Here is a 7,542-nt window from a genome sequence, read left to right on the forward strand (position 1 = left end):
TTTCTTATGATCAGCGTTTTCCCTCAGGAAAAACGCCATCGAAACGTTTCGATATGGACGAATAATGCAGATGAAAGAAAAGTTTCACCATCTGTAAACATCACAGATGTGAGGGGGATCGACTATTGATATTGGAATCATTAGAAAAGGGGGAGATAAATCACACAGCCTATATTGGTAGTACAGTATTGCGTGCTGCAGGAAGAAAGTGAGGTGACTGTCCCGAGAATATCTTGCGCCCGATAAACGATTGACGAGAGGTAATGAAAAGCAGAAAAAGTGCCTGTCCGATCAATTTAGTTAACTATCGCCCTCTGCTTCTTTGTCTGCTTCCCGGTCACTCAAACCCGGCACCGCTTGGCAAAACCTGCACTCTTCATTATCCACCGAGGCACCGCCCGACTCGACGTAGCGAATACGATGACTCGCTTTGCTCCGGTTAGCCGACACCGCAAACCGCCGCTGGTCACGCTCGGGAATGGTCTTTTCTGTGTCATGCTCAGCCATAGGTTGTCTCCTTCAAATACCGAGAACCGCTCTACTGTATGTTAACTTTACCACCCCTAAGTCGCCTAACCAAAAGTGCCTGTCCTCGATAACTCCGCCCAATTACTCCCGCTAACTGTGTAATGCTGAACGTGAGTCAGCACTCATGATTCGAAATCAGTTAATAGAAATTAAAGAGCTGAATCACAAGGTCACTTTCAGCAATTTGTCTGTTCAAATAATGAGCGTAGCATTTAAGCTGAAACGATTCAGCTTAACACAACAAATGAGGAAGACTAAGATGATAATCAAAAACGTCCTGGCTACTGTTGCCCTACTCACACCTATTTACGCCCTTTCAGCAGAATTTGTACTCACCGATAGCGCAACTAACACCTACGTGGATCATTGGAAAACATCGGCGCAAGAACTTGGAATTAACACAACAACCCCCTTTTCAATTGAAAAAAAGCGACTCAATACAGGCAAACAAAATGGCGTGGACATAATCACCATTGATAACGGTGAATTAGAACTGACGCTCGTGCCGACTCGAGGTATGGGTATCTACCAAGTGCGCAAGGAGGGTAAGCGGATTCTTGGGTGGGATTCACCCGTCAAAGAGATAGTCAATCCAGCTTTTATTGATCTTGAAAGCAGAAACGGCCTTGGCTGGTTAGATGGTTTCAACGAAATGCTTGTTCGCTGTGGATACGAATGGACAGGCCACCCCGGTGTTGATGACAATGGGCAATTGCTCAGCCTTCATGGGCGAGTTCAAAACACTCCCGCCTCACTGGTGAAAGTAAAAATAGACGATGAAGCCCCACATACAATTACTGTCACCGGGGTTGTTGCAGAGAGTACCTTTAAAAAATCAAACCTTTCGACAGAAACGCGTTTGAATATCATTCCTGGCGAAAATTCCTTCTCAATAAACGATACGCTCACCAACAAAGCTGATTACGACGATGAATATCAAATCATCTACCACTCAAACTTTGGTAAACCCATCCTAGAAAAAGGCGCCAAAGTCCATGCAGCAGCAAGTGAAATATCTCCATTTAATGACTATGCAAAAGGGGGACTTAAAAGCTGGCAAACCTATTTAGGGCCAACAAAAGATTTTGATGAAATGGTATTTAACTTAAAACCCATTAGTGACCCAGAAGGCAACTCTCTTGCTGTTTTACACAATAAAGATGCCAACTCTGGTGTGTCGATGCGATTTAAAACCGATCAGCTCCCAGTGCTAACCATTTGGAAAAACACTGACACATTAAAACAGGGCTATGTAACGGGAATCGAGCCTGGTACAAGCTATGCGTATAATACAAAATATCAACGACCGTTAGGCCTAGTGCCGACCATAAAAGCTGGCGAACAAAAACATTTCGATCTTGAGTACACCGTGTTAACGAGTGCGGAAGACGTCAGTCAAGCCGTCGACAATGTAGCCAAAATCATGAAAAAACAAAAAGTCCAACTAAAGTCAGAGCCTTTGGTCGAGCTTAGTCACTAAAGCACATAATGGCTAGACATAGCTTTTCATTATCAAACGTGTTCGGCGTTGCTCACGCTTGGCCGAACACTTTCCACTCAATACTCCTCCCAACGCGTTCGCGCCTGTCCTGTCAAAAGCATACTGTGCTCTTTGCACTAAAGTGCCTGTCCCTATAAAACGCCTGTCCCTCTAAAACGTGTCCCCATAAAACTGCCCAAAACTAATTTTTTCTCGCAGTGCTGGCGCGATGTGCGAGTTTAAATGGAATAGTTTGAGCGCCTGTAAGCGGTTGCCCTTCAATGGCTTGTAAAATGGCCGACGCGGCCTGTACGCCGAGGGATTGATAGTCAATTTCAGCGCTCGTTACGCTCGGAAAGGCATGCTCACTCATGGAAGAGCCCTCCAGGCTGATAAGCGCGATATCAGTCGGCACTTTTAACACCCGTCGGTGACACTCAAATAATGCGCCGATAGCTATCTCTTCATGGCTACATACCAGTGCGTCCAACGTGGCATCGCGAAGCAACAATTTCGCCAACCCTTCGGCCCCCAATTGCGCCGATGGGGCCTCATGCGTTGTCAGAAAATGGTCAGGGGTTAAATAGTGCTCAATCATCGCGCCCTGCCAGCCCTGTAGCTTGCGCTGCAAGGTGGCATGGTTGCCCCGCGCACCAATAAAACCAATATGATGAAAGCCCTGACTAACAAGGTGGGATGTACAGCGCTTGCCGATGTCGTGGGGATCGCTGCCCATGCTGGCATAGCTATTCATGGAAGGCGACTCAGCAATTTCGAGGACAGGCGCATTGGCCATCTCAAGCAATTGATGGGTACGCTGAGTATGCTCATTGCCAAATAGCACCACTGCCGCTGGCCGACTTTCTAAAAAACCGGCCAATAAATCCTCTTCCTGCTGGACCGAATAATCACTGTAACCCAGCAACAATTGATAGCCCGCTTTATTCAGCCGCTGTTGAAAACGAGGCAAAAACAAGGCGCACGCCTTTTCCAATAGAGAAGGAATGATCAACGCAATGGCATAGCTTTGCGCTGATGCCAAGGCACCCGCAGCTTTATTAGGAATATAACCCAGTTGCTCGACGGCGCGTTGAACCTTATCGCGCAATTTGTCAGAGACAGCATCCGGGGTACGCAACACCCTGGAAACCGTCATGGTGCCTACCCCAGCCTGTTTGGCAACATCCGCAAGCGTAACTTTACCCGTATTGCGTCGTTTTCTTGGTTCACTCATCGTATCTATTGATTACTCATCATTTTATGACACCGTATCCTATCACAGCCATCAGCGATTAATCCTTGCCCCGCATGGCCTCTTTGTAGCATGACCCATTGGTAGACAGAAAAAATGATAGCGCTATCACATCTTATGGTAGCGCTATCAGATAGCGCTACCATTTGTGATCATTGTCCATTTATTGCTCAGTTTTCAGCGATAGAGTTATCAACAATTCTCCAACAACCCAATAAAACCTTTAAAACGGATAAAGCCATGTTACGAGATCTGATTACCGCCGACGTTATCCGCATTCACCAGGGTGCCAACGATTGGCAAGATGCCATCAACAAAGCCTGCGCAGCACTTTTGGATAACGGTGCCATCGCGCCAAGCTATGTCGATGCGATTTATCGCTCACACCAAGAAATCGGTCCCTACTATGTGGTGGGCCCGGGTATCGCGATGCCCCACGCACGCCCTGAGGATGGCGTTAACCGCCTCGCCCTGGCTATCACAGTGATCAAAAACGGCGTCAATTTTAACAGCGCCGAAAACGATCCGGTTAAGGTGCTAGTCACCCTCGCGGCCACCGACAGTAATAGCCATGTCGAGGCTATCTCCCAATTGGCGAACCTTTTTATGAATGACACACACATCGCGCAGATCAGCCGCGCCACCAACGTGGAAGAGGTATTAGCCATTATCGCCAACTACTAACCCTTACATCGGTAGCAACAACACGCAAAAACACAAAGGGCTCGCCCTTAGCTATCGGCTTTAAAACAACGAACATGCTGAAAATGCACCTGTTAACCCAAATAGAAGGTCTGAATTATGAAAATCACAGTCGTATGCGGCCACGGTCTTGGCACCAGCCTAATGATGGAAATGAGCATCAAAAAAATCATCAACGATCTTGGCGTCGAAGCCAGTGTCGACCATATCGATCTGGGCTCAGTCTCTGGGACAGAGGCCGATATTTTCGTCGCCACCAACGATATCGCCCAACAGTTACAAGCGATGAATGTGTCGCCGCGCATTGTCGCACTCGACAACATGGTGGACAAAGAGGCAATGAAAACCCGCTTGTCTGAGGCCCTACAAGCACTCGGTGCCCTATAAGGAGTGACGTTATGCCCTTTTTTAACTTCCTGATGAAAGACGTGCTCTCTGAGCCCGCGGTATTAGTGGGTTTGATTGCACTGATTGGTTTAATCGCCCAGAAAAAACCCGCGACTGAATGCATCAAAGGCACCATCAAAACCATTCTAGGCTTTGTGATCCTAGGAGCCGGTGCCTCATTGGTAGTCAGCTCACTCGGGGATTTTGCCACCATTTTTCAGCATGCGTTTGGTATCAGTGGCGTGGTACCCAACAACGAAGCCATTGTCTCCATTGCGCAAGAAGCCTTTGGTAAGGAAATGGCAATGATCATGTTCTTCGGCATGCTGGTTAACATTCTTATCGCGCGCTTAACCCCGTGGAAATTCATCTTTTTAACCGGCCATCACACCTTGTTTATGTCGATGATGGTCGCCGCGATTCTTTCCACCAGCGGCATGGAAGGGATCCCATTGGTCGCATTAGGCTCTGTGGTTGTCGGCTCGGTGATGGTGTTCTTTCCTGCCATCGCCCATCGCTACATGCAACAAGTCACCGGCTCAGATGAAGTCGCCATTGGCCACTTTTCAACCCTCTCTTACGTGTTAGCCGGCTTTATTGGCAGCAAGTTTGGCAACAAAGCCCACTCCACCGAAGACATGGACGTGCCCAAAAGCCTCTTGTTCTTGCGTGATACGCCAGTCGCTATCTCGTTCACCATGGGGATAATTTTTATGGTGACGTGTCTGTTTGCCGGCGGAGACTTTGTGCGCGAGGTGAGTGATGGTAAACACTGGTTTATGTTTGCATTAATGCAATCCATCACCTTTGCAGGCGGGGTGTATGTGATCTTGCAAGGGGTAAGAATGGTGATTGCCGAGATTGTGCCGGCGTTTAAAGGGATTTCCGACAAACTGGTACCCAATGCCAAGCCAGCACTCGACTGTCCCGTGGTCTTCCCCTACGCGCCCAATGCGGTGTTAGTAGGCTTTTTATCTAGCTTTGTTGCTGGGCTTGTCGGTATGTTCCTGCTCTATATACTGGGGCTTACGGTGATTATCCCAGGCGTGGTACCCCACTTTTTCGTCGGCGCAGCGGCAGGGGTATTCGGTAATGCCACCGGCGGACGACGCGGCGCAATTTTAGGCGCCTTTGCGCAAGGCCTACTGATCACCTTCCTGCCCGTGTTCTTGCTCCCAGTACTCGGCGATCTGGGCTTTGCCAACACCACCTTTAGCGATGCAGACTTTGGTGTGGTCGGCATCCTACTCGGCCTGATTGTGCGATAACCACAAACAAAAAAGGATGAACAGGCCGATAGGCTTGTTCATCCTCTCACGAATACTGTCTGTCCCAACACAACAAAACCTAGTTCCTTCACCTTCTCCTTCTGAGTGCTTTTCTTTATGATGTTGTACTGTCATTATTTCAAGCACTGATTATAAACAACCAGCATGCCATCCACTATGAACAACATCGTCGCAATTACTGCTTGCCCTACAGGCATCGCACACACGTACATGGCTGCTGAGCAACTGGAAAAAGCAGCCAAAAGTCTCGGTATCCAAGTAAAAGTAGAAACTCAGGGAGCGATGGGAATTGAAAATGCATTATCGCTTGATGAGATCCTGCAAGCAGACTGCGTGGTTATCGTCTCTGATATTGAGCTTGAAAAAGCAGAACGATTTAGTAACTCCACGATCGTTCGCCTTGCCATGGAAGACGTCCTTACAGACGCCAAAGCAGCACTACAAAAGCAATTGCCCCGATGACAGGCGCTTTTGTTTGCTTTTCCGCCTCGCAACAAGGCTTAGCCAGTTGGCAATTAAGCGAGTTGGCAAGACTATGTTCACTTTTTAGTGGGCAAAGCACCTTTGTTAATGTCAGCAAAGATCGCACAGCTCCCCCTACCGATACATTGTCGATCCTTGCAACTGGCACCCAATCCAGTGATATTTGTCTGCTTTTGATTGAGGGAGTGGATGCCGAATTGATGTGCTTAGTGCTTGCAGAATACGTTAGTAAGCACTGGCATTTACTCAGTACCTCCGCTTTCGCTGCGCCTACAAATGATAAGTCCGATTTTAAATCGCCTGTTACCTGTTTAAACCTGCGTTTTGAGGGTTTACAAACCAAAGCCATACAGTATGAGTCGCTGTTAAGGGAGATCGTTGAACGCGTTGCGGAAAAAGACACGTCAATGCAAGCTTATACCGCTTTTATGGTGCGAGAAGCACATTCATCTACCTACCTAGGCGATCGTGTTGCGCTTCCTCATATTATTGATAGCAGCATCTCCCATGCCACCATCATAGTCATTCGCTGTCAGCCAGCAATTACCTGGCTAAATAGAGAATCGGTTTCACTGTGCATTGCGCTTGCGGTCCCTAGTGACATCGAGCGTCCAATACTACGCGCCATCAGTCGCTTATCTCGCCGGTTATCTTCATCCACATTCCGGCGCTGGCTAACACACTGCGATGATATTCCTACCCAAATTGCGATGCTACATGCTGTTTTAGATCAGGATTGATGACTGAGCTGCCGATATTCCGAGGGAGTCTTGCCCGTTCTCGCTTTAAACACGCGGCAAAAATAGTTCACATCATTGAACCCGCAACGACAGGCAATATCAACTAATCGGAACTCATAACGCATCAGCATAAATTTGGCTCGGTCGATACGCACCCACACAATATAATCAGCCAACGTCATATGCCCATACTGTTTAAACAAACGTGACAGGTGGCTCGGGCTGATGTGAAAATGTGCGGCAATGTCCGCGCGCGAAAGGGTTTGTTGATAATGCTCTTGAATATAGATACATATCCCTTGGTAGAGATCTTCCCCGCGAGAGTGGGCATTGAATGTCGGTTTATCGACCAATTGATGGGTATAGGCCAACAATGCCTTAATCAAGTACCCATCGGTTAAGCGCTTGTTTGGCTCTTTGGAGAGCGCGTTTAACGCTTCAAGAATGTTATCCACCGCAAAGCCCGAGCGCATAGGTACTGAGAACTTTTGCACCCCATAAAAGCCCGACACACTCGCTCGTTTAGAGGGTGTTCATAGTTCTGTGTCACCCAACGTTTAAAGATCTACGTAGTCGTCGAGCCGCCCTTCGAAGTGGATGCTCAGTTGGGACAATGTCAGGTTCCAATTCTGCACCGGATGCGTCCACTTCTCTGACGCCTTCAACATACCTGCATACAGC

Annotated in this window: 8 protein-coding genes and 2 pseudogenes; 6 read left to right on the plus strand and 4 right to left on the minus strand. The window is 48.0% G+C overall.

The window, feature by feature from the left end:
* Positions 1 to 300: 300 nt before the first annotated feature.
* The gene (locus BZG23_RS15790) at positions 301 to 507 is read right to left on the minus strand and encodes a hypothetical protein (protein WP_077607480.1); all 207 of its coding nucleotides are present in this window, start codon (positions 505 to 507) and stop codon (positions 301 to 303) included.
* Between the two features lie 145 nt (positions 508 to 652).
* Here BZG23_RS15790 and BZG23_RS15795 point away from each other — a divergent pair, with 145 nt between their 5' ends.
* Positions 653 to 2,008, plus strand: coding sequence for an aldose 1-epimerase family protein (locus BZG23_RS15795; protein WP_241837227.1), 1,356 nt, complete (start codon positions 653 to 655; stop codon positions 2,006 to 2,008).
* A 202-nt stretch (positions 2,009 to 2,210) separates the two neighbouring features.
* Here the strand turns inward: BZG23_RS15795 and BZG23_RS15800 are convergent, their stop codons facing one another.
* On the minus strand, positions 2,211 to 3,242 hold the full coding sequence (locus BZG23_RS15800) for a LacI family DNA-binding transcriptional regulator (protein WP_077607482.1): 1,032 nt from the start codon (positions 3,240 to 3,242) through the stop codon (positions 2,211 to 2,213).
* Between the two features lie 258 nt (positions 3,243 to 3,500).
* Between BZG23_RS15800 and BZG23_RS15805 the strand changes: the two genes are divergently transcribed.
* The 5 genes from BZG23_RS15805 (at position 3,501) to BZG23_RS15825 (ending at position 6,861) form a co-directional block, all read left to right on the plus strand.
* Positions 3,501 to 3,944 (plus strand): PTS sugar transporter subunit IIA, encoded by a 444-nt coding sequence (locus tag BZG23_RS15805; protein ID WP_077607491.1) that lies wholly within the window; start codon positions 3,501 to 3,503, stop codon positions 3,942 to 3,944.
* Between the two features lie 117 nt (positions 3,945 to 4,061).
* Entirely contained in the window at positions 4,062 to 4,349 is a 288-nt protein-coding gene (locus tag BZG23_RS15810; RefSeq protein ID WP_077607483.1) for a PTS sugar transporter subunit IIB, read from the plus strand.
* 11 nt (positions 4,350 to 4,360) lie between these two features.
* Entirely contained in the window at positions 4,361 to 5,617 is a 1,257-nt protein-coding gene (locus BZG23_RS15815) for a PTS ascorbate transporter subunit IIC (protein ID WP_077458580.1), read from the plus strand.
* Positions 5,618 to 5,794: 177 nt separating this feature from the next.
* Positions 5,795 to 6,100: a PTS fructose transporter subunit IIB gene (locus BZG23_RS15820; protein ID WP_077607484.1), complete on the plus strand. Its 306-nt coding sequence runs from the start codon at positions 5,795 to 5,797 to the stop codon at positions 6,098 to 6,100.
* Positions 6,097 to 6,861 carry a PTS sugar transporter subunit IIA gene (locus tag BZG23_RS15825; RefSeq protein WP_077607485.1) on the plus strand — a complete coding sequence of 255 codons (765 nt, stop codon included), beginning with the start codon at positions 6,097 to 6,099 and terminating at the stop codon, positions 6,859 to 6,861. The genes BZG23_RS15820 and BZG23_RS15825 overlap by 4 nt, the downstream gene beginning before the upstream one ends.
* Here BZG23_RS15825 and BZG23_RS15830 read toward each other — a convergent pair.
* A pseudogene (locus BZG23_RS15830) lies at positions 6,852 to 7,388 on the minus strand (helix-turn-helix transcriptional regulator); the annotation flags it as partial. The gene BZG23_RS15825 and the pseudogene BZG23_RS15830 sit on opposite strands and share 10 nt — an antisense overlap.
* A 30-nt stretch (positions 7,389 to 7,418) precedes the next feature.
* Positions 7,419 to 7,542: pseudogene (locus tag BZG23_RS16525) on the minus strand (IS256 family transposase); the annotation flags it as partial.

This window comes from Salinivibrio sp. ML290 (genome assembly GCF_001995695.1).
GTDB lineage: Bacteria > Pseudomonadota > Gammaproteobacteria > Enterobacterales > Vibrionaceae > Salinivibrio > Salinivibrio siamensis.

What these genes read in the sequence shown, in the direction of transcription:
- BZG23_RS15815 (WP_077458580.1), top strand. Translation starts at nt 4,361, where the DNA reads ATGCCCTTTTTTAACTTCCTGATGAAAGACGTGCTCTCTGAGCCCGCG.
- BZG23_RS15795 (WP_241837227.1), top strand. Translation starts at nt 653, where the DNA reads ATGATTCGAAATCAGTTAATAGAAATTAAAGAGCTGAATCACAAGGTC.
- BZG23_RS15790 (WP_077607480.1), bottom strand. Translation starts at nt 507, where the DNA reads ATGGCTGAGCATGACACAGAAAAGACCATTCCCGAGCGTGACCAGCGG.
- BZG23_RS15800 (WP_077607482.1), bottom strand. Translation starts at nt 3,242, where the DNA reads ATGAGTGAACCAAGAAAACGACGCAATACGGGTAAAGTTACGCTTGCG.
- BZG23_RS15825 (WP_077607485.1), top strand. Translation starts at nt 6,097, where the DNA reads ATGACAGGCGCTTTTGTTTGCTTTTCCGCCTCGCAACAAGGCTTAGCC.
- BZG23_RS15805 (WP_077607491.1), top strand. Translation starts at nt 3,501, where the DNA reads ATGTTACGAGATCTGATTACCGCCGACGTTATCCGCATTCACCAGGGT.
- BZG23_RS15810 (WP_077607483.1), top strand. Translation starts at nt 4,062, where the DNA reads ATGAAAATCACAGTCGTATGCGGCCACGGTCTTGGCACCAGCCTAATG.
- BZG23_RS15820 (WP_077607484.1), top strand. Translation starts at nt 5,795, where the DNA reads ATGAACAACATCGTCGCAATTACTGCTTGCCCTACAGGCATCGCACAC.